The sequence below is a fragment of the Mesorhizobium sp. LSJC285A00 genome (assembly GCF_000503155.1).
In the GTDB taxonomy this organism is placed as follows: Bacteria; Pseudomonadota; Alphaproteobacteria; order Rhizobiales; family Rhizobiaceae; genus Mesorhizobium.
In genome coordinates this window covers 42,857-68,565 of sequence record NZ_AYVK01000018.1, presented here as the reverse complement: position 1 = coordinate 68,565, position 25,709 = coordinate 42,857, and the positions used below count along the sequence as shown (strand labels likewise).

Annotated in this window: 23 protein-coding genes; 12 read left to right on the top strand and 11 right to left on the bottom strand. The window is 63.2% G+C overall.

The window, feature by feature from the left end; translation table 11 throughout:
* Positions 1-43: 43 nt before the first annotated feature.
* Positions 44-475 carry a TerB family tellurite resistance protein gene (locus tag X726_RS152595; RefSeq protein ID WP_023688142.1) on the bottom strand — a complete coding sequence of 144 codons (432 nt, stop codon included), beginning with the start codon at positions 473-475 and terminating at the stop codon, positions 44-46.
* Positions 476-671: 196 nt separating this feature from the next.
* On the opposite strand from X726_RS152595, the gene X726_RS152600 reads away from it, so the two are divergent.
* Complete coding sequence (locus X726_RS152600) at positions 672-1,457, top strand: TSUP family transporter (RefSeq protein WP_023670430.1); 786 nt, start codon at positions 672-674, stop codon at positions 1,455-1,457.
* 52 nt (positions 1,458-1,509) lie between these two features.
* Entirely contained in the window at positions 1,510-1,680 is a 171-nt protein-coding gene (locus X726_RS1000000169025) for a hypothetical protein (RefSeq protein ID WP_023670429.1), read from the top strand.
* A gap of 150 nt (positions 1,681-1,830) precedes the next feature.
* Here the strand turns inward: X726_RS1000000169025 and X726_RS152605 are convergent, their stop codons facing one another.
* The gene (locus X726_RS152605) at positions 1,831-3,312 is read right to left on the bottom strand and encodes a cobyric acid synthase (protein WP_023670428.1); all 1,482 of its coding nucleotides are present in this window, start codon (positions 3,310-3,312) and stop codon (positions 1,831-1,833) included.
* A 2-nt stretch (positions 3,313-3,314) separates the two neighbouring features.
* Positions 3,315-3,923, bottom strand: a complete 609-nt coding sequence (locus tag X726_RS152610) for a dimethylsulfonioproprionate lyase family protein (protein ID WP_023670427.1) — start codon at positions 3,921-3,923, stop codon at positions 3,315-3,317.
* Between the two features lie 149 nt (positions 3,924-4,072).
* On the opposite strand from X726_RS152610, the gene X726_RS152615 reads away from it, so the two are divergent.
* From X726_RS152615 to mmsB, 3 genes are all read left to right on the top strand, one after another.
* On the top strand, positions 4,073-5,242 hold the full coding sequence (locus tag X726_RS152615) for an isobutyryl-CoA dehydrogenase (protein ID WP_023670426.1): 1,170 nt from the start codon (positions 4,073-4,075) through the stop codon (positions 5,240-5,242).
* A gap of 35 nt (positions 5,243-5,277) precedes the next feature.
* The gene (locus tag X726_RS152620) at positions 5,278-5,646 is read left to right on the top strand and encodes a four helix bundle protein (RefSeq protein ID WP_023670425.1); all 369 of its coding nucleotides are present in this window, start codon (positions 5,278-5,280) and stop codon (positions 5,644-5,646) included.
* A 112-nt stretch (positions 5,647-5,758) separates the two neighbouring features.
* A complete protein-coding gene (gene mmsB / locus X726_RS152625; RefSeq protein ID WP_023830557.1) occupies positions 5,759-6,643 on the top strand; it encodes a 3-hydroxyisobutyrate dehydrogenase in 885 nt (294 codons plus the stop codon).
* A 425-nt stretch (positions 6,644-7,068) separates the two neighbouring features.
* Here the strand turns inward: mmsB and X726_RS152630 are convergent, their stop codons facing one another.
* The 5 genes from X726_RS152630 to X726_RS152650 form a co-directional block, all read right to left on the bottom strand.
* Positions 7,069-8,448, bottom strand: coding sequence for an aspartate aminotransferase family protein (locus X726_RS152630; RefSeq protein WP_023670423.1), 1,380 nt, complete (start codon positions 8,446-8,448; stop codon positions 7,069-7,071).
* 52 nt (positions 8,449-8,500) lie between these two features.
* The gene (locus X726_RS152635) at positions 8,501-8,623 is read right to left on the bottom strand and encodes a hypothetical protein (protein ID WP_023670422.1); all 123 of its coding nucleotides are present in this window, start codon (positions 8,621-8,623) and stop codon (positions 8,501-8,503) included.
* Between the two features lie 32 nt (positions 8,624-8,655).
* Positions 8,656-10,725: a prolyl oligopeptidase family protein gene (locus tag X726_RS152640; RefSeq protein ID WP_023670421.1), complete on the bottom strand. Its 2,070-nt coding sequence runs from the start codon at positions 10,723-10,725 to the stop codon at positions 8,656-8,658.
* A gap of 97 nt (positions 10,726-10,822) precedes the next feature.
* A complete protein-coding gene (locus X726_RS152645; protein ID WP_023730703.1) occupies positions 10,823-11,980 on the bottom strand; it encodes an MFS transporter in 1,158 nt (385 codons plus the stop codon).
* 110 nt (positions 11,981-12,090) lie between these two features.
* Entirely contained in the window at positions 12,091-13,284 is a 1,194-nt protein-coding gene (locus tag X726_RS152650) for an MFS transporter (protein ID WP_023688132.1), read from the bottom strand.
* A gap of 271 nt (positions 13,285-13,555) precedes the next feature.
* Here X726_RS152650 and X726_RS152655 point away from each other — a divergent pair, with 271 nt between their 5' ends.
* From X726_RS152655 to X726_RS152675, 5 genes are all read left to right on the top strand, one after another.
* Positions 13,556-15,133, top strand: a complete 1,578-nt coding sequence (locus tag X726_RS152655) for a trimethylamine methyltransferase family protein (protein WP_023710765.1) — start codon at positions 13,556-13,558, stop codon at positions 15,131-15,133.
* 153 nt (positions 15,134-15,286) lie between these two features.
* Positions 15,287-15,751 (top strand): DUF559 domain-containing protein, encoded by a 465-nt coding sequence (locus X726_RS152660; protein ID WP_023688130.1) that lies wholly within the window; start codon positions 15,287-15,289, stop codon positions 15,749-15,751.
* Positions 15,752-15,769: 18 nt separating this feature from the next.
* Positions 15,770-18,340 (top strand): FAD-dependent oxidoreductase, encoded by a 2,571-nt coding sequence (locus X726_RS152665; protein ID WP_023670416.1) that lies wholly within the window; start codon positions 15,770-15,772, stop codon positions 18,338-18,340.
* Between the two features lie 84 nt (positions 18,341-18,424).
* Entirely contained in the window at positions 18,425-19,954 is a 1,530-nt protein-coding gene (locus tag X726_RS152670) for a glycosyltransferase family 39 protein (RefSeq protein WP_023670415.1), read from the top strand.
* 55 nt (positions 19,955-20,009) lie between these two features.
* The gene (locus X726_RS152675) at positions 20,010-21,317 is read left to right on the top strand and encodes a Xaa-Pro peptidase family protein (RefSeq protein WP_023670414.1); all 1,308 of its coding nucleotides are present in this window, start codon (positions 20,010-20,012) and stop codon (positions 21,315-21,317) included.
* On the opposite strand, the gene X726_RS152680 is transcribed toward X726_RS152675, so the two are convergent.
* Together X726_RS152680 and X726_RS152685 are read right to left on the bottom strand one after the other, a co-directional pair.
* The gene (locus tag X726_RS152680) at positions 21,282-22,109 is read right to left on the bottom strand and encodes a PhnD/SsuA/transferrin family substrate-binding protein (protein ID WP_023714355.1); all 828 of its coding nucleotides are present in this window, start codon (positions 22,107-22,109) and stop codon (positions 21,282-21,284) included. The genes X726_RS152675 and X726_RS152680 overlap by 36 nt on opposite strands.
* 91 nt (positions 22,110-22,200) lie before the next feature.
* A complete protein-coding gene (locus X726_RS152685; protein WP_023670412.1) occupies positions 22,201-23,211 on the bottom strand; it encodes a fatty acid desaturase in 1,011 nt (336 codons plus the stop codon).
* A gap of 223 nt (positions 23,212-23,434) precedes the next feature.
* Between X726_RS152685 and X726_RS152690 the strand changes: the two genes are divergently transcribed.
* Both X726_RS152690 and bmt read left to right on the top strand, forming a co-directional pair.
* Positions 23,435-24,292, top strand: coding sequence for a helix-turn-helix transcriptional regulator (locus tag X726_RS152690; protein WP_023670411.1), 858 nt, complete (start codon positions 23,435-23,437; stop codon positions 24,290-24,292).
* A 114-nt stretch (positions 24,293-24,406) separates the two neighbouring features.
* On the top strand, positions 24,407-25,429 hold the full coding sequence (gene bmt, locus X726_RS152695) for a betaine--homocysteine S-methyltransferase (protein ID WP_023670410.1): 1,023 nt from the start codon (positions 24,407-24,409) through the stop codon (positions 25,427-25,429).
* A gap of 8 nt (positions 25,430-25,437) precedes the next feature.
* Here bmt and X726_RS152700 read toward each other — a convergent pair whose 3' ends face one another.
* Positions 25,438-25,704 carry a hypothetical protein gene (locus tag X726_RS152700; protein WP_031202677.1) on the bottom strand — a complete coding sequence of 89 codons (267 nt, stop codon included), beginning with the start codon at positions 25,702-25,704 and terminating at the stop codon, positions 25,438-25,440.
* Positions 25,705-25,709: the final 5 nt, after the last annotated feature.

Here is a 25,709-nt window from a genome sequence, read left to right as displayed (position 1 = left end):
AGCAGCGGGGACCCGGCTGGGCGGCCGTTGCCCCTGGTCTGCCTCACTCCTCCGGCTTCACCACATCGACCGGGCTGATGTCGAGCAAATCGAGCGTGCGGCGCAACAGCCGCACTTCGCTCTCGGCCAGTTTGGAATCGGCTTTGGCGATCTCCGCCATGTGGAGCGCCAGCAACTTGCGCCGTTCGACATCGAGATCGCGGAACAGCGCAATGGCTTGCGAACCGTTGGTTTCGTAGCCGAAATCATTGAGATATTCGATGACCGCGTCGATGCTGGTTTCCGGGATGCCGAAGGCGTCCTTGCAGATACGCCGGAAGGCGACCATTTCGCTCTCCGAAACCGAGCCGTCGGCCAGGATCATGCGAAACAGCATCAAGAGTTCCGCCGACAGCACCGGGTCGTCGGCAACCTTGCGCACGCCGGGGTCACCATCGAAGATCGAGCGTATCTGGTCGAGCAATGCCATCGCCAACAGTGTCCCTTTCCCGAGCCCGCCCAGCGCACATGACCCAAAACTGCGCAGCGGTATTGGGATAATGACATGCACCACAGGAAATCCAAGCGCAACGCGCTTGGATAGACGTAGCGCGGAATCGGCCTTGCGCAAACCGGATGGCCATGAGAAGGCGCGGCACCACCTTTCCCGCCGGAATGTTCAGAAAATCCCGATGCTCGACCTCGCTACCCAGACCGTCATCATGCTTGCCTTCGCCGCCTTTGCAGCCGGCTTTGTCGATTCGATAGCCGGCGGCGGCGGGCTGATCACCATCCCGGCCCTGCTGCTTGCCGGCTTCCCGCCGGTCGCAGCACTTGGAACCAACAAGCTGCAGGGCATTTTCGGCACCGCTTCGGCGACCATCCACTACGCCATGAATGGCCATGTCGATCTGCGCCGACAGCTGCCATCGGCGCTTCTGGCCCTTGCCGGCAGTGCCGTCGGCGCCTTGCTGGCGGCATTCGTGCCGGGTGATCTCCTGCGGGCGCTGCTGCCGCTGCTTTTAATCGCCATCGCGATCTACTTCGCCGTGAAACCCAACATGAACGATGTCGACCGCGCCGAGCGCCTGTCGCCCTTCCTGTTCGGGCTGATCATCGCCCCTTTGGTCGGCTTCTATGACGGGCTGTTCGGGCCGGGAGCCGGCTCCTTCTACATGCTGGCCTTCGTCAGCCTCGCCGGCTTCGGCGTGCTCAAGGCCACGGCACACACCAAGCTGCTCAATTTCGCCTCCAACATCGGCGGCTTCATCGTCTTTGCCATCGCCGGCGTCGTCTACTGGAAGATCGGGCTGATGATGGGCGTCGCCCAGTTCCTCGGCGCCCGGCTCGGCGCCAGCCTTGCCATCCGCATCGGCGCCCGGCTGATCAAGCCGCTGCTGGTGATCATCTGCCTGGCGCTGGCGGTGAAGCTGCTGGCCGACCCGGCAAACCCATTGCGCCAGCTGATTGGTGTATAAGCCTCACGCCTGATAGGATGCCGTTGTACGAATCATGTTGGAGGGACCACACATGAATCTTAGTGCACCCACTCAGCTTGTTTTCATCATATCCCTTGTCATCGCCATCATCGGCGTGCTCGCCGCGCTTGGCGTTCTTGCGTTCATTCCTCTGGCTGCGGTGTGGATTGTCCTCATCGCATACATCGTGCTTGCCGCCGCCTGCCTGATGCGCGGCGCCTAGGCACCCGCGACCTCTGCAATTCGAAGCGCCCGGTCAAAAGCCGGGCGCTTTTGCTTTGGATGCATGGTCTGTTAGGCTCTTCCGCGCGGAAGGATGACCATGAAGCAAAGCGGACGCGCAGACCCGAGGATGGCGAAACGGTGGACGGTCCTACCTTGCTAACCCAAAAATCGCATCGCACTCAAGATGGCGCTCCATCTCGGTGGCGATCTCGTCCAGCGCTTTTTCCACCTCCGCGCGATAGTCGATGCCGCCGCCTTTCACGCCGAGGCTTTCCAGGAATCTCGCCCGGAAAGCGTCGGCGGAAAACAGGCCGTGCAGATAGGTGCCAAAAACCTTGCCATCGGCGGAAATGGCACCGTCGTCGATGCCGTTGATCACAGCCGACGGCCGCGCCATGTCCGGCCCGGTGGTGCGGCCGAGATGGATTTCGTAGCCCTCGAGCGCCAGGCCGAACGGCACCGAGCGGGCGCTGACATTGCGCACCGTCTTTTCCGGCTCCATCACCGTCTCGATGTCGAGCAGGCCGAGTCCCTCGGCCTCGGTGACGCTGCCCTCGATGCCATCGGGATCGCGCACCAGGCGGCCGAGCATCTGGAAACCGCCGCAAATGCCGACGATATGGCCGCCGCGTTTGCGGTGCGCGAGGAGATCGCGATCCCAGCCATTCTCGCGGAATTTCATGAGATCCCCGATCGTCGATTTGGAACCGGGAATGACCACCAGGCCGGCATCCTCCGGCAAGCGCTGCCCCGGCGGCACGAACACCACTTCGACCTGCGGCTCGGCCTTGAGCGGGTCGAGGTCGTCGAAATTGGCGATGCGGCCAAGCATCGGCACGGCGACCTTCAACGCCCGCTTCTCGCCCGATGCCAGGCGTTCGAGCACGACCGAATCCTCCGAAGGCAATCGCGCCGCCGCCTTCAGCCACGGCACGACGCCAAAGCAGCGCCAGCCGGTGAAGCTTTCGATCGACCGGATGCCGTCGTCGAACAGCGAGACATCGCCGCGGAACTTGTTGATGAGGTAGCCGACGATCATGCGCCTGTCTTCCTCCTGCAGGATCAGATGCGTGCCGGCGACCGAAGCGATGACGCCACCGCGGTCGATGTCGCCGACCAGGATGACCGGCACGTCGGCGCGCGTGGCAAAGCCCATATTGGCGATGTCGCGGCTGCGCAGGTTGATTTCGGCCGGCGATCCGGCGCCTTCGACGATGACCAGATCGGCGCCCTCACCGACCTTCGTCCAGGACTCCAGCACGGCGTCCATCAGCCCCGCTTTCATTGTCTGGTAGTCGCGCGCTCGCGCCTCGCCGAACACCTTGCCCTGCACGATCACCTGCGAACCGATGTCGCTCTGGGGTTTGAGCAGCACCGGATTCATATGCACGGTCGGCTGAACACCACACGCCAGCGCTTGCAGCCATTGCCCACGGCCAATCTCGCCGCCGCCGGGGCGGTCGTCGCCCGGAATGTCGGCGACGGCGGCATTGTTCGACATGTTCTGCGGCTTGAACGGCCTGACTTTCAGCCCGCGATTCCTGGCCGCGCGGCAGAGCCCCGCCACCAGCACCGTCTTGCCGACATCCGAACCCGTGCCTTGCAGCATGATCGCCTTGNCCTTGGCCATGCTCAGCCCCTGCCCTGCGCGCCGGAAACGGTCGATTTCTGCGCCAGCGGCCCGCCGCGCCAGATGTAGAGCGCCAGCAACGCTTCGCTGCCGGTGCGCATGGCATGGCTGACATTGGAGGCGTGATGGATAATTTCGCCCGCCTGGCGGGTGTGAAAGCCGCCTTCGCCCATGCGCCACTCGGTGCCGCCGGTCAGCGGAATGTAGATCTCCTCGGCAATGTGATGATGGTCGGGATAGGTGATGCCGGGCCCCAGGATCAGCAATCCGGCCGCGACCTCTTCATTGGCGAAATGGCCGCGCGTGCCAAACACCTCCAGCCAGCCGTATTTTTGCAAGAACGCTTCACCAAAATCGCTCGCGTTGTAGGTCTGCCCCCAGCACAGATCGTCACGACGCTCCGCCAGCAGTTGCACCAGAGGCTGCGGGTCCGGCGGCGCCAGTTCGACAATGCGGTCGAGCAGACCAAGGCAAGGCAGCGGATGCGCTTCGAGCACGCGCGCCGTCATATTCCAGCCGATCCGGGTCACGGCGTCCCGCACCAGCGCGTTGTCCACGCCCCGGAGATAGGCATGGAAGCGGTCGAGCAATTCGTCGAAATATGTCGGCACGCAATGCTCCGTTGATCCATTCATGCACAGCGGCTGCGCGGCGAGCCGGGTTGCGCGGCGGCATCATTGGTCTAGATTGAGCGGCGCGCAAAGCCAAAAACAACAGGCCAGCAAGCCAACCCCAGCTGGGGAAACACAGGGAGCACGCCATGGACGCCGCGGTCGATGCGAGCACCAGTCAGTTCGAGCTCAACGAGGAACAGCGCGCCATCCAGGAGATGGCACAGGCCTTCGCCGCCGATCGCGTTGCGCCCAATGCGCTCGAATGGGACCGGGCAAGACACTTTCCCGCCGATGTAATCCGCGAGACCGGCCCGCTCGGCCTCGGCGGCATCTATGTCAGGGACGATGTCGGCGGCTCGGCGCTCGGCCGGCTCGACGCCGTGCTGATCTTCGAGGCACTGTCGCACGCCGATCCGGCGTTTTCCTCCTTCATCTCGATCCACAATATGGCGGCGTCGATGATCGACCGCTTCGGCGACGACGAGCAGCGCCAACGCTTCCTGCCGAAGCTGACCTCGATGGAATGGCTGGCGAGCTACTGCCTGACCGAGCCGGGTTCAGGCTCGGATGCCGCGGCGCTGAAGACGCGCGCGGTGAAGAACGGCAACGACTATGTGCTTAACGGCGCCAAGCAGTTCATCTCCGGGGCCGGCGACAGCGACCTCTATGTCGTCATGGCGCGCACTGGCGCCGACGGGCCGAAGGGCATTTCCACCTTCGTCGTGCCGAAGGATGCGCCCGGCCTGTCCTTCGGCGCCAACGAGCACAAGATGGGCTGGCACATGCAGTCGACCCGCCAGGTGATCTTCGAGGACTGCAAGGTGCCGGCTGCAAACCTGCTGTCGGGGGAAGGCGCAGGTTTCGGCATCGCAATGGCCGGGCTCGATGGCGGCCGCCTCAACATCGCCGCCTGTTCGCTCGGCGGCGCGCAATCTGCGCTCGACAAGGCGCTGTCCTATACCGCCGAGCGCAAGGCTTTCGGCTCGAAGATCAACCAGTTCCAGGCGCTGCAGTTCAGGTTGGCCGACATGGAGACCGAATTGCAGGCAGCGCGGATCTTTCTCTACGCCGCCGCCTCGAAACTCGACCGCAAGGCGCCGGATGCCGGCAAATGGTCGGCGATGGCCAAGCGCTTCGTCACCGACATCGGCTTCAACGTCGCCAACGAGGCGCTGCAGCTGCATGGCGGTTATGGCTATCTTCATGATTACGGTATCGAAAAACTGGTGCGCGACCTGCGCGTCCACCAGATCCTCGAAGGCACCAACGAGATCATGCGCGTCATCATCGCGCGGGCGTTGATCGGACGGCAGTAGGCAGTAGGCAGTAGGCAGTAGGCAGTAGGCAAAGGATGACCGGCAAGATCAACTCGTACAAGGATCTTATCGTATGGCAGCAGGCGATGGATCTGGCTGTCAGCACCTACTCATTGACCAAGACATGCCCCAAAGAGGAATTATATGGGCTGACCAGCCGAATCCGCCGTTCAGCAACCTCTGTCCCTGCAAACATCGCGGAAGGCTATGGCCGAGACAACCGAGGCTCCTATCAGCAATTTCTCAGGATAGCCCAAGGCTCGCTGAAGGAGCTCGAGACACACCTCCAAATCGCTCAACGCATTGGCGTTGCCACGCATGGGCAAGCTGAGCACCTGCTTCTGGCGGCCGAGGCCATCGGAAAGATGCTTCGCCAACTTATTCTCAAACTCGCACCCGAATAGGTCGCCCTACTGCCTACTGCCTACTGCCTACTGCCTACTGCCTACTGCCTACTGCCTACTGCCTACTGCCTACTGCCTACTGCCTACTGCCTACTCATCATGGAGCACCGCTATGACCACTGTCGCCTTCATCGGCTTGGGTAATATGGGCAATCCGATGGCTGCCAATCTCGTCAAGGCGGGGCACGCGGTGCACGGCTTTGACCTGATGCCGGAAAACCTCACCGTCGCCCGCGAGCATGGCGTCATTGTCATGGCGAATGCCGTGGCGGCGGTGAAGGACGCCGATGTCGTGATCACCATGCTTCCCGCCGGCAAGCACGTGCTCTCGGTCTACGAGGACATCGCACCCAAGGCCAAACCAGGCGCCCTGTTCATTGATTCCTCGACCATCGATGTCGAGTCGGCCCGCAAGGCGCATGCCGTAGCAAGGAAGCACGGGCTGCATTCGATCGACGCCCCCGTCTCCGGCGGCACCGGCGGTGCTGCTGCGGGAACGCTGACCTTCATGGCCGGCGGCGCCAAGGATGCCTTCGCCAAGGCCGAACCGGTCCTGAAGCCGATGGCAGGCCGCATCGTCCATTGCGGTGACGACGGCGCCGGTCAGGCAGCCAAAATCTGCAATAACATGATGCTCGGCATTTCGATGATCGGCGTCGCAGAGGCCTTCGTGCTGGCCGAAAAGCTCGGCCTCTCGCATCAGGCCCTGTTCGACGTTGCCTCGACCTCGTCGGGCCAGTGCTGGTCGCTGACCACCTATTGCCCGGTGCCGGGTCCCGTGCCGGCCTCACCCGCCAACCGCGACTACAAACCGGGCTTTGCCGCAGCACTCATGCTGAAGGACCTGAAACTGGCGCAGGAGGCGGCCCAAAGCGCCGGCGCGGTGACGCCAATGGGGGCCGAAGCGGCCCAGCTTTATGCGCTGTTCAACGCCCAGGGAAATGGCGGATCGGATTTTTCCGGCATCATAAATTTCCTTCGCGGCAGTTCTCTATAAGTTTCGAATTTGGCCGCGCTTTTCTCGATTTTTATTGCGCGGAAAAATTGCAAATTTAGATTTGCTTAAGCTCTCGATAACCCGGCGGTAACGATGTGCCTATATAACGGATGGCGAGGCGGACATATCGCATCCGCCCGGCGCTCCGGATCAGGTCTCGCGTACCGGAGCCCGTAAGTTTCGCAAGTGTATTGTTGGCGAAATGCCATGCGTATCTGGCAAAGCCGCGTTCCTATGGAGCGCGGTTTTTGCGTTTTGCAGTACTATACTGCTCGGTCTGAATTATTATTCCGATTGCAGCGTTCGGAATTGCCTCATGGCCTTTATTGACCAGCACGATCGGTGCGCTGACCCCGTCGACCCTGACGATAAGCAGGCGCACAGTCCGGGCGCCCTGTTTGCAAGGCGCCCGGCGCTCGTTCCATCTACTTCTTGCGCAAATCCGCTTGCGCCAGATCCAGCGCTTTGGCGATGCGATCGCAAGCCATGTCGATCGTCGCGCGGGTCCAAATCAGCGGCGGCGACAGGATCATCGTGTCGCCGGTGGCGCGCAGCATAAGGCCTTGCGCGATGGCGTGGTCGCGGACGGTGACTGCGGCACTGCCCGCCGGCAGGAACCGCTCCTTGGTCGCCTTGTCCTTGACGATCTCGATCGCGCCCATCAGCCCGATCGATCGCACCTCGCCGACCAGTTCGTGGCCGGCAATGCGCTCTTGCAGCGCCTGGGCGAAGTAAGGTCCGGTGTCGTTCCTGACCCTGTCGACCAAGCCTTCGCGCTCCATGATCTCGAGATTCTTCAGCGCCACCGCGCAGGCCACCGGGTGACCCGAATAGGTATAGCCGTGGTAGAATTCGCCGCCCTTTTCGACCAGCGTCGCCGCGATACGGTCGCCGACCAGCAGCGCCGACAGCGGCTGATAGCCCGAGGTCAGTGCCTTGGCCGTGGTGATGGTGTCAGCCTCGACGCCGAAGGTCTGCGCCGCAAACCATTCGCCGGTGCGGCCATAGCCGGTGATGACCTCGTCCAGCATCAAAAGCACATCGTATTTGCGGCAGATGCGCTGCACTTCCGGCCAATAGCTCATCGGCGGTATTTTCACCCCGCCCGCGCCCATCACCGGCTCGCCGATGAAGGCCGCCACCTTGTCGGCACCGGCTTCGAGGATGGCGTCCTCGACGGCCTTGGCCGCGCGCAGGCCGAAATCATGGTCGCTTTCGCCGGGCAGCGCCAACTCATAAGCATAGGGCATCATGACATGGACGATGTTGGGAACCGCCCCGCCGAGCTGCTTGTGCATCAAATCCATGCCGCCCAGCGACGTCCCGGCGACGGTCGAGCCGTGATAGGCCGACTTGCGCGAGATGATGCGGTTCTTCTCCGGCTTGCCTTCCAGCACCCAATAGTGGCGCACGAGCCGCAGCGCCGTGTCGTTGGCCTCCGAGCCGGAGGAGCCGTAGAAAACCTGGCTGATGCCCTTGGGCGCCAGCTCGGCCAGCTTCTTCGACAGCAGCACGGGCGTCGGCGTCGAGCATTTGAAGAAGGAATTGTAGTAGGGCAATTCCTTCATCTGCGCGTAAGCGGCGTCGGCCAGCTCGTCGCGGCCATAGCCGACATTGACGCACCACAGCCCGGCCATGCCGTCGAGTATTTCGGTGCCGTCGGCATCGTAGATGAACGGGCCGTTGGCGTGGGTGATGATGCGCGAGCCGGTCTCGCGCAATTCCTTGTGGTCGGTGAAGGGATGCAGATGATGCGCGGCGTCAATCTGCTGAAGCTGCTTCAGCGAATAGTTCTGGTAAGTCATGGGTTTGCTCTTTCCTCTGGAATCAAACCGGCAAGCTGCCGGGGCGACTTCGTCAGAGGACGGCGGGCGGCGAATAGCCGATGCGGGCGCACAGCCTGAGCAGTTCGGCGCGCAGCGTGCGCGGCGACGGTGTCACCGCGACCCCGAAGGCGCCGGATGTGCTCATGTAGACCATGGCGGCAGTCTATGCCGCCCGAGGCCCGGAATTCAAGCGGTGCCGCTCAATACCCTTTGCAGGAACACGTATTTCATGGCGGTTTGCGCCGCTTGCGGCCGGCGGTCGCCGCGACCGCCATGGCCGCCTTCCGTCTCCTCGAAGAACAACGTCTTGCCGTGACCTGCTTCCTGCAGCTTCGCCGCCATCTTGCGGGCGTGGCCGGGATGGACGCGGTCGTCGGCGGTCGATGTCGTGAGCAGCACCGGGGGATAGACGGCATCGGCCGAGACATGATGGTACGGCGAATAGGCGGCGAGCCACTTGGCTTCTTCCGGTTTTGCCGGATCGCCATATTCGCCGATCCACGAGGCGCCTGGCGGCAGTTCGGTGTAGCGCAGCATGTCGAGCAGCGGCACCTCGATGATGACGGCGCCGAACAGTTCGGGATGCTGCGTCAGGGAAACGCCGGTAAGCAGGCCGCCATTCGAGCCGCCCTGGATGCCGAGGGAAGCAGCCGTGGCTATGCCGCGCCTGACGACGTCCTGCGCCACCGCGGCGAAATCGTCGAAGGCAGTCTGGCGATTGCCCTTCAGCGCCGCCTGATGCCAGGCCGGCCCAAACTCGCCGCCGCCGCGAATGCAGGCCTGCACATAGGCATTGCCCTTCTCCAGCCACAGCCTGCCGCGCACGCCGGCATAGCCGGGCAGCAGCGGTATTTCGAAGCCGCCATAACCATAGAGAAGCGTCGGTACCGGACCCTTCTGGTCGCGCCGCCTGACGACGAAATACGGGATCATGGTGCCGTCCTTCGAGCGCGCCTCGAACTGTTCCGAGACCAGCGGCGCGGCGTCGAACCGCGCCGGCTGCGATTTCACGGTGGCCAGCGTCACCCCGTCATCGTCCGACCAGATGATCGAACTCGGCGTCAGGAAATCGGTGAAGGAGAAGGAGACGCTGGAACCGAAATGCTCGGCATGCGCGATGCCGACATTGCCGTTCTCGGGCAGCGCCACCGGCTTCAGCGACCAGCGGTCGCCGCTGCGCTCGGCGACAACGACCTTGCCGCGCACATTGTCCATCAGATTGATGAACAGCCGGTCCTGAGTGCGGGCAATGCCGGCGACCGAAACACGGTGCGCTGGCGCGAGCATGGTTTCAACAGGGCCCAGGTCGCCGGTGTCCATCCAGTGTTCGAAATCGAAGGAATAGAGGCCGTCCGGCAAGCACTCAGTGCCGCCCGGCGCCGTCCATGGGCTGCGCACCCCGAACACGAACCGGCCCTTGAACAGCGCGGTGTCGGTGACATCGTCCGGCTGCGGGATGCGCCGGTTTTCGCCCGACGGCAGGCGCAGAAAACTGTGCGAGGAGAAGAAGGCGATCGTGCGGGCCAGAAACAAATACTGCCTGTCGCCATCATGCTCGACCCCCGCGCCGGCCGCGAGATCCTGCTTCTCGGCCTCGAAGATCGGCGTCGCCTCCTCCAACCGGGTGCCGCGCTTCCACAGCTTGACGACGCGCGGATAACCGGACTGGGTCTTGTCGTCTTCATCGAAGGCAGCCGAGACAATGACCGTGTCCCTGTCCAGCCAGGAAAAGCCGGATTTCGAGGCGGGAGCGCGGAAGCCGCCCTCGATGAATGATTTGGTCTCGATGTCGAATTCGCGCATCTCGCTCGCATCGCCGCCATCCGGCGACATCGCCACCAGGCAAAGGTTGAAATCGGGGTAAAGGCGGCTGGCGCCGCTGAACACCCACTTCACCCCCTCCTTGGCCGACAGCACGTCGAAGTCGATGATCGTCTCCCACACAGACTTCTCGGTCTTGTAGGAAGCAACCGTCGTGCGGCGCCAGAGGCCGAGCACATTGGTCTTGTCCTGCCAGAAATTATAGACTTGGCCGTTGAGCGCGGCACCGACCGCAATGTTGTCCTCGGCCGTCATCAGGTCGAGCGCCGTCTCGAAGGCCGCCTGGTAGGACGGATCGCCCTGTAGTTCGGCCACGGTGATCTGGTTCTGGCGATGCACCCAGTCGAGCGATTCCTTGCTGGTCCGGTCCTCCAGCCAGAGGAACTTGTCCTCCGCGGTGGCATCCGTCTGGCGTTTTGTCGTCGATTGGGTCACGCATGGTCTCCAGGCTAGTGGCGGGCAGCCCTGCCTACATCGCGTTGCAAGCGGTTTTATTCAAGATGGTACGTCAGGTCATCGGGGGAATGCGGCCTCAAACCATCCGCCGGCGCAGGACCGTGGCCACAGCCAGTGCCAGACAAATCGCGCCCAGCGTGATCGGCAGACCGGAGGCGCCGATCACATCCATGACGCCACCCGCCAGCGGCGGCACCACGATGCCGCCGATGCCCCACATCAGGGAGAAGGCGGCATTGCCGGCGACCAGCGCCGAGCCGGTAAAGCGCTCGCCGAGCTCGATGATCGACATGGTGTAGATGCCATAGGAGACCGCGCCCCAGATAAAGACGCAAGGCCAGATCAGCGGCGTCTCGATGAGCAGCGGCAACAGGGCGCAGCCCAGCACCGTCACCACGACGCAGATGAATCGCACCAGACGCGCCGTCAGCCGTTCCGCCAGCAAGCCGAGCGGCACCTGCATGGCGATGTTGCCTGCGATCATCACCGACAGCAGCGCCGACATGCGCGCTTCCGCGATGCCATAGTGCGTGCCGTAGACCGGCAGCAGCGCCAGCACGCCCTGTTCGAAACCGGCGGCAACGACCACCGCCGACAGCAATAGCCATGCCAGTGGCATGAAGCCCATGACCGAAACCCTGCGCCCGGCTTCGTCGACCTTCGGCAGTTGCGGCAGCACCAGCGCCAGGCAGGCGCCGCAGAAGATGAAGGCGGCGATCCCCACCAGGAATGGCGGCCATCCCACGGTGCCGACAACGAGCAGGCAGAGCGGCCCGGCAGCGAAGCCGGCCGAGATGATGGTTGAATAGACACCCATGACGCGACCGCGGCGCGATGGCGGCGCCAGTGCAATGACCCAGATTTCGCTCAAGACATAGAGCGGGTTGGTCACCACCCCGATCAAGAAGCGCAGCGGAAACCACAGATAGACATTCTGGGTCCAGCCGATCAGCGCAAGCACAATAGCCGAAAGCGCCGCGCAGGTAAGCGCGGTGCGCCCTGCCCCGAACCGGCGCGCCAGTGCCGGGATCAGCGGCGACGAGACAATGAAGCCGATCGGCGTCATTGCCGCCGAGAGCCCGATGATGGCCGGCGAAACGCCTTGGCGTTGCAGGATGAAGCTCAGCAGCGGATAGGACAGGCCTTGCGCGATGGCGAACACCGAGACGGTCGCGATCACGCCGCTGATCGCCGCCCACTGCATCTTCTCGTTGTCAGCTTCCGCCAGGTTCATCATTGGCACCTAAACCAGGCTCAGGACTAGCTTTTCTGTCCGACGCGGGTAAGCCCCGCCCCGGTAAAAACCGTTTGCTCCAGACAAGGCCTGTCATGAGTTTGGGCCTGTCAGGAGTTTTTGGGCCTGTCAGGAGTTTGGCGCTTGAACGATCGGTAAAGCGCGAAGCTCACCAGCAGCGCGTCGAGTCCGGCGATCACCACCGGCAGGCCGAGCGGACCGATGACCTGCATCAGCGCACCGGCGCCGGGCGGGCCGACAATGCCGCCGGCGCCCCACATCAAGGCAAAGGCGGCGTTACCGGCGACCAGCACGGTTCCCTTGAAGCGGCTGCCGAGCTCCACCAGCGCCATGGTGTAGACGCCATAGCCGACCGCTCCCATGACGAGAAGGACGAGCCAGATCGCCGGCGTCGTGATCAACAACGGCAGCAAAACCGCGCAGGCCGTTGTCGCCAACGCACAGAAGATGATCATCGCCCGCCCGCCGAAACGCTCGGCAAGCAGGCCGAGCGGGATTTGCAGGAAGATGTTTCCCAGCGACAGTGCCATCACCAGGGCCGCCAGCGTCCTTTCGGGCAGGCCATAGGCAGCACCGAAGACCGGCATCAATGCGTAGGTGCCCTGCTGGACCGCCGCCGAAACCAGCACGGCAAACAACAGCGCCGGCGCCAGCCTGGCGAAACCGAAAAAGCCGCCGGGCAATTGGCCGTCATCCTCGAAGCCGGCGAGGCTTGAGGAAACAGCACGAAGGATCGCGGCGCACAGGATGAAGCCGGCCATGCCGACCAGGAAAGGAACCCAGCCCGATATCCCTACCGCGGTCAGGACCAAAGGCCCCGCAGCATAGCCAGCGCCCAGCACGGTGTTGAATGCCCCCATCACCCTGCCGCGGCGCGACGGCGGCGCCAGCGACAGCGCCCATACTTCGCCCAGTATATAGAGCGGGTTGATGACGATACCGATGATGAAGCGGATGACGAACCAGCCCACCCAGTCCTGCAGGTAGCCGATGCCGAGGAAGCACAGCGCCCCAATCAATGAGCAACCCACAGCCAGGTTGCGCGCGCCGACCAGCCGAATGGCTGCCGGCACGAACGAGGCCGAAAGGATCAGGCCAAGCGGCATCATCGCTGCCGACAAGCCGATCAGCGCCGGCGACATGCCTTGCTTCTGCATCAGCAGCGTAAACAGCGGCGAGCTCAGCCCTTGCGCCGCACCGAACATCGCGAGGGCGGCAGTTACGCCGGCAAGCGCCGCCCATTGCGTCCCCGCTTCGCCATCGCTCGAACCGGTCGCAGCCATGATGCCTTCCACATGAATTGCCGGCCCATCCAGCGGCAAACCACTGAGCTAGCGGTTCGATTTAGGGAAAGGAAGGGCCGCGCCTGAAATCCCCTTGCGCCAAGAGCCGCAGTGGGCGCGTCCTGTCCGCTAATCCCCGGCAAGGTTGTCAACTATCGGACTGCCGTTCGGGCATGTCGCTTCCCTCGTCCTAGTGGTCGCCGCCTCCGCAATGGTCGGACAGCCGCCGGTCCATTATGCCGCCCGCTACCAGCATCGTACGAGGACCATCATGACCGCCGCCCTGCATCCAGCCGAACCGCCTTTGGCAACCGACCGGGCCCGTCGCGGTGGCCGTGCGGGCAAGCGCGCCGGCGGCTCGGCCGCCTTCGAACAGCCGGCTTTTCGGCAACTGAGAAATCCGCTAACGCCGACCAAGCTGGTCTCTGACGACGAGCTGGAATCGATCCACCTCGCCTCGCTGCGCGTCTTGAGGGAAATAGGCGTCGACGTGCTGCATGACGAAGCGCGCCGCATGATGAAGGAAAACGGCGCCGATGTCCGCGAGGGCAGCGAGCGCGTGCGCTTCGACAGCGACATGATCCTCGATCTCATCTCCAACTGCCCGTCGGAATTCACGCTCCATGCCCGCAACCCGGCGCACAATGTGCGCTTCGGCGGCAACAATGTGATCCTGTCGATGATGGCGTCGGCACCGAACTGCTCCGACCTCGATCGCGGCCGCCGTCCGGGCAACCAGCAGGACTACCGCAACTTCCTGCGTCTGGCGCAGATGCACAACATCCTGAACTGCACCGGCGGTTATCCGGTCGAGCCGACCGACATCCATCCTTCCGTGCGCCACCTCGAATGCATCCGCGACCTCGCCACGCTGACCGACAAGGTGTTCCACATCTATTCGCTCGGCAAGGAGCGCAATGTCGACGGCATCGAGATCGCCAGGATCGCCCGCGGCATCAGCCATGAGCAGATGCTCGAAGAGCCGTCCGTCTTCACCATCATCAACACCAATTCGCCGCTGAAACTGGATGTGCCGATGATGGAAGGCATCATCCAGATGTCGAGCAAGGGTCAGGTCGTCGTCATCACGCCCTTCACCCTGTCCGGCGCGATGGCGCCGGTGACCATCGCCGGTGCGCTGGTGCAGCAAAATGCCGAGGCGCTGTCCGGCATCGCCTTTGCCCAGATGGTGAGAAAGGGCGCGCCGGTTGGCTATGGCGGCTTCACCTCGAATGTCGACATGAAGTCGGGCTCGCCGGCCTTCGGCACGCCTGAATATATGAAGGCGCAGCTTGTCGGCGGCCAGCTTGCCCGCCGTTACAAGATCCCCTACCGCACCTCCAATACCTGCGCCGCCAACACCGTCGACGCGCAGGCAGCCTATGAAAGCGTGTTCTCGCTGTGGGGCGCCATCCAGGGCGGCGGCAATCTGATGATGCACGGCGCCGGCTGGCTCGAAGGCGGCCTGCGCTGTTCCTACGAGAAGACCATCCTGGACATCGACCTGTTGCAGATGGTGGCCGAGTTCCTCACCCCGCTCGACCTGTCCGACGAAGCGCTCGGCTTCGACGCCATCCAGTCGGTCGGCCCCGGCGGCCATTTCTTCGGCACCCAGCACACGCAGGACCGCTACAAGACCGCCTTCTACTCGCCCATCCTCTCCGACTGGCGCAATTTCGAGACCTGGGCCGAAGCCGGATCGCCGACCGCGCTGGAAAAGGCCAACAAGGTCTGGAAGGAGCGGCTGGCATCCTACGAGGAACCTTATATGGACCCGGCGATCCGCGAAGAGCTCAACGACTTCGTCGAAAAGCGCACGGCCGAAGGCGGCGCGCCGACCGATTTTTGATCAATGTTGTTGATGAACAGTCGACCCCCACTCCGTCGAGCTTCGCTCGACACCTCTCCCCCGATCGACGGGGGAGAGGAAAGGCGCGAGCCTATGCAAGGGCGCGAATTTATGCGGGCTGGCTCCCTTCCTCTCCCTCCGGAGGGGGGAGAGGTGGCGCCGCGAAGCGGCGACGGAGTGGGGGACGGCGCTCATGAAACCCGCAGTCGCCGCAAGATGGGCACCACCCAACGCGCGCGAACGCTGAGGCAAGGCGGCAATCAGGCGGAAGCATTGCTATGGCTTGAATTGAAGGCGCGCAAGCTTGGCGGCTATCGCTTCACCCGCCAGTTTTCCATCGGACCCTTTTTTGCAGACTTCGCCTGCCGCGAAAAATGGCTTGTCGTGGAAATCGACGGCCATCAACACGCCGGCAGCTCCTATGACCGTCGCCGTGACGATTTCATGCGCGCGCAAGGCCATTCGATCCTGCGTCTCTGGAACCATGACGTCCTGAACCATCGCACTTCCGTCTGCGAAACCATCCTTGCCGCGCTTGATGGCAGGTTGGCCGAGAACGTCGCTGCGGCCGATCTCCGCTTTGTTTTCACGCCACGCCCATTCGATTCAATCTCTTAAAAAACGGACCTATCTCTCATGAAATCTCATGTAAAAGCGGTTGTCATTGGCGGCGGCGTCGTTGGCTGCTCGGTGCTCTACCATCTGGCCAAGGCCGGCTGGACCGACATCATGCTGATCGAGCGGTCCGAGCTCACCTCCGGCTCGTCCTGGCACGCAGCCGGCGGCTTCCACACGCTGAACGGCGATCCCAACGTCGCCAAACTGCAGGCCTATACGGTGCAGCTCTACAAGGAGATCGAGGAAATCTCCGGCCAGTCCTGCTCGCTGCATCTGACCGGCGGCGTGATGATGGCCGATACGCCCGAGCGCATGGATTTTCTGCGCCTGGCCCACGCCAAGGGCCGCTATCTCGGCATGGACACCGAGCTGATCACGCCCTCCGAAGCCAAGGCGATGTTCCCGCTGATGGACGAGACCAATTTCGTCGGCGCCATGTGGGATCCGGTCGAAGGCCATCTCGATCCCTCCGGCACGACGATCGCCTACTCCAAGGCGGCCAAGAAGCTGGGCGCCGAGATCGTGCTGCGCAACCGCGTCGTCGACTTGACGCAGGAAGTTGACGGCACCTGGAACGTCGTCACCGAACAGGGCACCGTCCACGCCGAGCATGTCGTCAACTGCGGCGGCCTGTGGGCGCGCGAGATCGGCCGCATGGTCGGCGTCGAACTGCCGGTGCTGGCCATGGAGCACATGTACCTGCTCACCGAGCCGATGCCCGAGGTCGAGGAATTCAACAAATCGACCGGCCGCGAGATGATCGGCGTGCTCGACTTCAAGGGCGAGATCTACACCCGCCAAGAGCGCAACGGCATCCTGCTCGGCACCTATGAAAAAGCCTGCAAACCCTGGTCGCCGGTCAATACGCCGTGGGATTTCGGCCATGAACTGCTGCCGCCCGACCTCGACCGCATCGCGCCGTCGCTGGAGATCGGCTTCAAGCATTTCCCCGGCATCGAGAAAGCCGGCATCAAGCAGATCATCAACGGCCCCTTCACCTTCGCGCTCGACGGAAATCCGCTGGTCGGGCCGGTGCAGGGCCTGACCAATTTCTGGTGCGCCTGCGCCGTCATGGCCGGCTTCAGCCAGGGCGGCGGCGTCGGCCTCGCGCTGTCCAACTGGATGGTGCATGGCGATCCCGGCTTCGACGTCTGGGGCATGGATGTCGCCCGCTTCGGCGAGTGGGCCGGCCTGCGCTACACCAACGCAAAGGTGCGCGAAAACTATTCGCGCCGCTTCTCCATCCGCTTCCCCAATGAAGAGCTGCCGGCTGCGCGCCCTGCACAAACCACCCCGCTCTATGACACGATGCTCGCCAACAACGCCGTAATGGGCGATAGCTGGGGCCTGGAGACCCCGCTGTGGTTCGCGCCGAAGGGCAAGGAGCCGAAGGACGTCGTCTCCTTCCACCGCTCAAACGATTTCGGTCCTATCGGCGAGGAAGTGCGCGCCACGCGCGAACGCGTCGGCGTCACCGAAATCGCCAACTTCGCCAAATACGAAGTGTCGGGACCTGCGGCTGAGGATTTCCTCAACCGGCTGATGACCAACCGCATGCCGAAGATCGGCCGCATCGTGCTGACGCCGATGATCAACGAGTTCGGCAAGCTGATCGGCGACTTCACCATCGCCAAGGCAGGCGAAGACAGATTTATGATCTGGGGTTCGTCCGCAGCGCAGAAGTACCACATGCGCTGGTTCGAAAAGCACCTGCCGAAGGATGGTTCGGTGCGCATCCACCGCTTCGATCAGACGCTCGTCGGCCTGTCGATCGCCGGGCCGAAATCGCGCGATCTCTTGCAGAAGCTGGTCGATGTCGACATCTCGACCAAGGCGTTTCGCTTCATGGATTTCCGCGAAATGGCGGTCGGCGGCGCGCCCTGCATGGTCAACCGCATCACCTATACCGGTGATCTCGGCTATGAAATCTGGATGGCGCCGGCCTATGAGCGCCTGGTCTACAAGGCGATCAAGGACGCCGGCGAGGAGTTCGGCCTCGTCGATTTCGGCATGCGCGCTTTGCTCTCCATGCGCCTGGAGAAGAACTTCCCGACCTGGTACCGCGAGCTGCGGCCGATCTACGGCCCGTTCGAAGGCGGGATGGACCGCTTCATCAAGCTGGAGAAGAACGACTTCATCGGCCGCGAGGCCGCCGCCAAGGAACAGGCGGAAGGACCGAAACTGCGCCGTGTCTCCTTCATCATCGATGCGGCCGACGCCGATGTCATGGGCGACGAGCCGATCTGGGCCAAGGTCGGCAAGGACTATGGCACGGTGGAAAAGCCGCATGGCTATGGCGCGCCACGCTTCGATACGGCAGGCAAGGAAGTGCGTGGCTCAAAGGCTGCCGAAGGAGCTTCCGCCGTGCGCGGCATCGTCGACCGCGACTGGCGCGTGGTCGGCTGGGTCACCTCGGGCGGTTATGCGCACTATGTGCAGAAGTCGATGGCGCAGGGCTATGTGCCGGCGGCACTCGCCGAGGACGAAAGTGCCGGACTGTTCGAGATCGAGATCCTCGGCCACCGGCGTCCGGCGCGCATCAATGTCGAGGCGCCCTTCGACCCCAGCGGCAAGAAGATGCGGACCTGAAAAGGCGACAGGGAGCGTGAGATCGTGTAAGGGGCCTTCGGCAGTTGGCCGCAGGCATTTTCCCTCGATGAGAAGACGATCCCCTTGCAGTATCTAGAGAAATGGACGGACTGGCTCGGCGAAGGCAAGGTCGGTCCCTTCAACGCCGCACTGGTCTGCGTCGCGGTCTATTGCGTCGTCCAGATCGTGGTGATGGCGCTGCTGTCCCATGTCGTAGGAACCGGTGTCGGCGTCGACGATTCCGAACAGCTGATGTACATGCACTACCTCTGGGCTGGCTATGGCGGCTCGCAGCCGCCGCTCTACACCTGGCTTGCCCGCCTCGTCGCCGCCGTGGTCGGAACGAACATCCTGGCGCTCAAGATCGTGAAGTACCTGCTGATCGGAGCGGCGCTGGCGTCGGTTTTCATCGCTGTCCGCCGCCTGGGCTATTCCAGCCGCGCTGGCGCCGCCGCATTGTTCGGCCTGCTGTTGTTTCCGCAGATGGTGTGGGAGATGCAGCACGCCCTCACCCACTCGATCGCCGCTTTCTGTTTTTCAGTGGTGCTGTTTCTTGCGCTCGTTGAACTGGTGCAGCGGCGTTCGCTGGCCACCTATGTGCTGTTTGGCGTGGCGATGGCCGCCGCCATCCTGTCGAAATACAACAACGCGATCTTTCTCGGCGCGCTGATGCTGTCCACCCTGTCGCTGCGCGAAACGCGCGGCGTCATCCTCAACCGCCGGTTTTCGATCAGCCTTGTCGTGGCGGTGCTGCTTTGCCTGCCGACGCTCTACTGGAACCTGACCTACACCGACCAGTTGCTGTCGCACAGCGGCGGCTTCGGCATGGGCAGAGGAGAAAGCGCCATACAAACCGCATTCTACGGAATGCGCGGACTGGGCAAGGCTATCCTGTATTTCGCCGTGTTGCCGGCCGGCATATTCGTCGCGGCTTTGCTCATCGCATGGAAAAAGCCAGCGCCCGCGCTGCAACCGGCGCCATGGACCGAGAAACTGGTGTGGCGCACCATCGCTTTTGCCCTGGCGATGACCATCGTGCTCGTCCTGGCGAGCGGGACGACGCAATTTCGCGATCGCTGGATGCTTCCCATCCTTGTGTTGCTGCCGGTCGCGCTGGCCTTGCGGATGGATGCCAGAGGCGACAAGGGAAGGAAGGTGCAGGACGTCGTCGTCTTTGTCGGCGCAACGCTTGCCATCCTCGTGCTGCCGGTGACCTGGTACACGCACCTCAATGGCGGCGACAGCCGCGGCAGCATCGTGCGTGTCGACTACCAGTCGCTCTATGGCCAGCTGACGGCAAACGGTCCGGTTCGCACGGCGATATCGAGCTGGCACTGGGTGGGAAATCTGCGTCTTGTCGATCCCGATCTGGTCGTGCTCGACGACGAGATGCCGGACTTCGGCCATTTGCTGATCGAGCCGGCGGTGCTCGTGATGGCCAATGACAAGGAACCTCCCGAGGGCATCCTGCGGGCCTTGAGCGAGGCCGGCTATGTCGCTGACGGCTCGCCGCAGCAGTTGGTCGTTCCGATGCTGTTCGACAGCGAGCCGCCCACCCGCACGCTGACGGTCACGCGGCTGAAGAAAGCGGCCGCGGGCGCAGCGCCACAGTAAGTCGGCAGGGAGGCGTCGGGTGGAGAAACAAGGGTTCGGCCGTCACCGCAAGATCATGCCGTTCGAGCCGGGCTCCGTCGAAGCCTTGCGCGACGCCTCGCGCCAGAAGGCGGCGTCGCTGAACCAGCATGTGCTGGGCTATGGCGCGCTGGCTGAAACCGAATGGCAAGCGGCAGGCATCGCCGCGCCCGATCTTGCCGCTATGCGCCAATACCGGCTCGAGCGCATCCGCGCCGAACTGAAGCGCCGAAACTACGCCGGCGCGCTGCTCTACGACCCCGTCAACATCCGCTACGCCACCGATTCGACCAACATGCAGCTGTGGGTCGCGCACAATCCGACCCGCCACTGCTTCATCGCCACTGAGGGACCCGTGGTGCTGTTCGACTATTTCTCCTGCGAGCATCTGTCCGACCATTCCGGCGTCGTCGACGAGGTGCGGCCGGCAGTGTCGTGGATGTACCTCTATGGCGGTGAGCTGACCGAGCACAAAGTCCGCCGCTGGGCGGCCGGCATCGCCGATCTGGTCAAGGAGCATGGCGGCGGCAACAGCCGCATTGCGGTCGACCACATCAACCCGGAAGGCGTCGAGGAACTCGCCCGGCTCGGCATCTCGATTGGCGATGGCGAAGCGGTGATGGAAAATGCGCGGCTGATCAAATCGCCGGACGAGCTCCTCGCCATGCGCCGCGCAATCGTCGCTTGCGAAGCGGCGATGGGTGAAATGGAGAAGGCGCTGACGCCGGGCATTTCCGAAAACGAATTGTGGGCCGAACTCCACCGCGGCAACATTGCGCGCGGCGGCGAATGGATCGAAACCCGGCTGCTTGCCTCGGGGCCGCGCACCAATCCGTGGTTCCAGGAATGCTCATCGCGGGTGATCGAAGCAGGCGACCTCGTCGCCTTCGACACCGACCTGATCGGCCCCTACGGCTTCTGCGCCGATCTCTCCCGCACCTGGCTTTGCGGTGACGCCAGGCCGTCGAACGAGCAACGGGACCTCTTCCGCATCGCCGCCGACCAGATCGCCCACAACACGCAATTGATGCAGCCCGGCATATCCTTTCGCGATCTGGTCGAACGCTCCGTGGTGCCGCCGGGAGATTGCTTCCCGACACGCTACGGCGTGCTCTATCACGGCGTCGGCCTGGCCGACGAGTACCCGACCCTGCCGCATGCAAGCGACTGGACGCCGGACACGCCCGACGGCGCGCTGGAGCCGGGAATGGTGCTGTGCGTGGAAAGCTATATCGGCCGTCTCGGCGGCCATGAGGGCGTCAAGATCGAGGAACAGATCCTGATCACCGAGACCGGTAACGAGCAGCTTTCAACCTACCCGTTGGATGCGAGGCTGCTCGGCTGATCCGGCAAGCGTCTCGCGCAGAGCCTTGAGCGTCTTTTCCGGCGTCGTCCTGGCGGTGATGTAGGGCAGGCCTTTGCGCCTTGCCGTCCAGCCGACGACCTTCACGGCGTTTGCCGCAGGTTCGAAACGCTGCGCCAGCGCCCAGCTCTCACAGTCGATGGCAGCTATATCCGCCTTGCCCTCGGCGACCGCGACGATCGAGCCGCGATGGCCACCGCTTTCGCTGCGCGAGGAAAAGATATCCAGGCTTTCGCCGGCGGCCTGCAGATCGCGCGCCAGTGCAATGATGCCCGACATCGAATCGAGGCTGTTGTAGGTAAAACGCTTGCCGCGCATCAGATCGAGCGGCAGCGAGGCTTTGCCATCCGCGGGCGAGCGAACCTCCGGTCCCTCGCCCGTCCGCATCACCAGCGCGCTCGAATAGAGTTCGCCTTCGCCGCCCTCGTAAGCGTCGTAGCTCGGCTGGCCGACCACCTGCACATGCTTGCTCAGGCCGAGTTCCATCGGCCCCCAGCAGGTCTGCGCGAACAGCAGCGCCGGATGCAGCCAAAGCTGGTGATGGTCGAGTTCGTCCGGCGGCAGTATCGCCGGATCGGGCGCGATCAGTCTGCCCTCGGCGTCGTGGATACCGCCCGGCACCGGCGGCAGGTCGCCATTGCGGCGCACGATTGTCTGCGGCCCATCGACGCCCTTGTGCCGAAAAGCATCGCGCAACGCTGCCCATTGCGCGTCGACCTCGCCGCGCACTTCGGGCCAGTCATACATCGGCAATGCCGCAACCAAATCACTCATGCCGACACTCAATCATCATGGCTCGGGAAAGGATCGCAAAAACGCGGCGTCCAATCAGAATTGGCCGACACGGGTTCGGGAAGTCCGGGGATTATTCCTTCGGCGGCTCGGCCGGAACCGGCGCGCTGCCAAGCCCGCTGATGCTGCGCGCCCTGATGCGCGGCTTGAACGCCCTGCCCGGCTCGGGCTGGCGGCGCAGCACCGGGTGCACGATCGGCTCCTTGGCCTTGAAGGCGTAGGCCTTGATCAGTGCGAAATAGTTCGGATAGGCGTAGCCATTGTTCATCCGCAGCCACTCGTCGCGGCGGTCGGCAAACAGTTTTGGCAGCCTGTACCAGGCAACGGTCGGGGTCTTGTGGTGAACGAAGTGCAGATTGTTGTTGAGGAACAGGAACGACAGCGGCGAGCGCTCGATGATCACCGTGCGTCCTTCAGGGTGCTCGGACCACTGATGTTCGGCGAAAGTCCGGACCGCGATCAGCGACTGGCCGAGCCAGACCGGCACCAGAATGTAGAGCCATACCGGAATGCCGAAGCCGAACTGCACGATCGGCACCACGATGGCGAGGCCGATCGCATGCAGCAGCCATGCCTTGCCGATCACCTTATCGCCGGCAATCACATGCCTGGCGTCGTCGACGAAGAAACCGATGCAGGACAGCCAGGGGCCGAGAAAGAAACGGCCGGCCATGGTGTTGTTGATCTTGAGCAGGAATTTCATCGTCGGCGGCAGATCGTCATGCATCCACAACGCCTGGTAATAGCTCTCGGGATCGTCGAGCGGATCGGTCAGGCGCTCGTCGGCGTGGTGGCGCAAATGGAGCGTCTTGAAGCGACGGAACGGCCAGACCAGGCCGATCGGCAGGAAGACGAAGGCTTCGTTGATGAGCGCGCTGCGCGTCGGATGGCCATGCAGCACTTCGTGCATGATCGACGACTGCAAGGCCAGGATGAAGCCGAGGAGAAGAAGTGCCGGGATCGGATAAGAGGGCCAGAGCAGGAGCCCGGCAGCGAGCCACATTCCGTAACAGAAGAAAGCGAGGACCACGGTCGGCCACTCGATGGCCGCTGCGTCGCGTCGCTTGATGCGCTTGCCTGTCATGCTATCGACCACTGTCCCTCAGTCGCCGGAATTGTTCCTGACAGCATAGTGTCAGGAGAAGCGATTCCGCTCAACGAGACAAAGTGTACAAAATGTTGCGATTGCGCATTTTTGACCGCAGATGTTATGCATTGTAAACAATCCTACGGATTCATTTACGCTGGAAGTGCTGATTCGACCGCTCGGGCGCAAATTTTTCCTAAGAGAGTGCGGAGAACGAAGAGTGGACAAACGGGACCTTTCGGCAATCTTCCGGGAGCGCCTGAAGCTGCTCCTGACACGGTCCGATCTCAACCAGTCAGCTTTCGCGTCAGCAGTCGGCATCGACCGGTCGGCGCTGTCGCAACTGATGTCCGGCGCCTCGACGCGCCTGCCACGTGCCGAAACGCTGCTCAACATCGCCGCCGAATTCAAGATCTCGCTGGACTGGCTGCTCGGCCTCTCCCAGGATGAAGGCGTCACCGGCGAAATCCGCGAAAGCCTGGAGATCGAAGAGGCGCCCGACGGCTTCGACCGCACGCTGCTCGCCAAATGGTTCGCCGAGGCCGCAGGCACCAAGATCCGCTATGTGCCGGCCGGCATTCCCGATCTCCTGCGCACACGCCAGCTGGTCGACTACGAAGCCAACATCACCAACCGCAGCCGTCTGGCGCAGGCCAGCGAGACGCAGTACCGCATCGAGTACAACCGGCGCCCTGAGACCGACATGGAGGTCTGCATGCCGCGCCACACACTGGAGATTTTCGCCCGCGGCCTGGGCGTCTGGGACCGCTTTCCCGAGGCTGACCGCCGGCAGCAGCTTGCCCATATGGCGACGCTGCTTGACGATCTCTACCCCACCTTCCGCCTGTTCCTCTATGACGGCCGCATGCGCTATTCGATCCCGCTGACAATCTTCGGTCCCTACCGCGCCGCCATCTATGTCGGCGACATGTATGTGGTGCTGAACGCCACCCAGCCGGTACAGGCGCTGACCCAGCATTTCGACAATCTGATCCGCGCCGCCGACATCAACCCGCATGAGGCCGTCGCCTACGCGCGCAATCTTGCCGGCGCGTCATTTCCATCGGGTTCTGCCTGATCGCCAACGCCCCGGAAAGGTGCGCCGCGCGGCATTGCAGGTTGCAAACACATTGACTGGACATAAAGACTTCTTTATATCCTTATTCCATTCAAATATCTGAAAGCCGATCCGATGAACGCGAACAATCCCATCGATGCTCTGCTGGCCGAAAAGGGCGTGCTGCTCGCCGATGGCGCCACCGGCACCAATCTGTTCGCCATGGGTCTGGAGGCCGGCGAAGCGCCGGAGTTGCTGAACGAGACAGCGCCCGATACCATCACCAGCCTGCACCAGAATTTCGTCGACGCTGGCGCCGATATCATTCTCACCAACTCGTTCGGCGGCACGCGCCACCGGCTGAAGCTGCACCATGCGCAGGACCGCGTGCATGCGCTGAACAAGCGCGCCGCCGAGATTGCCCGCGCGGTCGCCGACAAGGCCGGCAGGAAAGTCATCGTCGCCGGCTCGGTCGGCCCGACCGGCGAGTTGCTGGTGCCGCTCGGCGCCATGACCTATGACGAAGCAGTCGAGGCTTTTGCCGAGCAGATCGAGGGTCTCAAGGAAGGCGGCGCCGAAGTCGCCTGGATCGAGACCATGTCTGCGCCGGACGAAATCCGCGCCGCGGCGGAGGCCGCCATCCGCGTCGGCCTGCCCTACACCTATACCGGTTCGTTCGACACTGCCGGCCGCACCATGATGGGCCTGCTGCCCAGGGATATCCACGGCGTCGTCGACGGACTTTCAGAGACACCGCTCGGTGTCGGCGCCAATTGCGGTGTCGGCGCCTCCGACATCCTGGCCTCGCTGCTCGACATGACCGAGGCGAAGCCGGAAGCGACGGTGATCGTCAAGGGCAATTGCGGCATTCCCGAATTTCGTGGCACCGAGATCCATTATTCCGGCACGCCGGAGCTGATGGCCGACTATGTCCGGCTGGCGGTGGATGGCGGCGCGAAGATCATCGGCGGCTGCTGCGGCACGTCGTTCCAGCACCTTGCCGCCATGCGCAAGGCGCTCGACGCGCACACCAAATCCGAACGCCCGACCGTCACGGCGATCGTCGAGCGCATCGGTCCGATGCGCAACAAGGTGGCGACGGAAAACACCGCCGAGACCAGCGAAGCCCGCCGCGAACGCCGCCGCAGCCGCGCCTGATATCGAACTTATTCGCTGTTTTCAGCGTAACGCGATAGCGCCGTCTTGAAATCCAGGGCGGTGCCGTTGGCGTTGCCACTCATCGTCACCAGGTCACCCGACGACTGCGGATTGCCGATCTGCTCCAGCATGACGCGAAAGCGGTCATTGGTCAGCGCCGACTTTGCGGTATTCCGGGCTGCGTCAACGTCATCCATGATGCGCCTGGATTCTGGCGACAGCGTTCCCGACGCCTGCGTGTGTCTCACCGCCGGCGTCGTGTTTCCAATGTTCATGATCT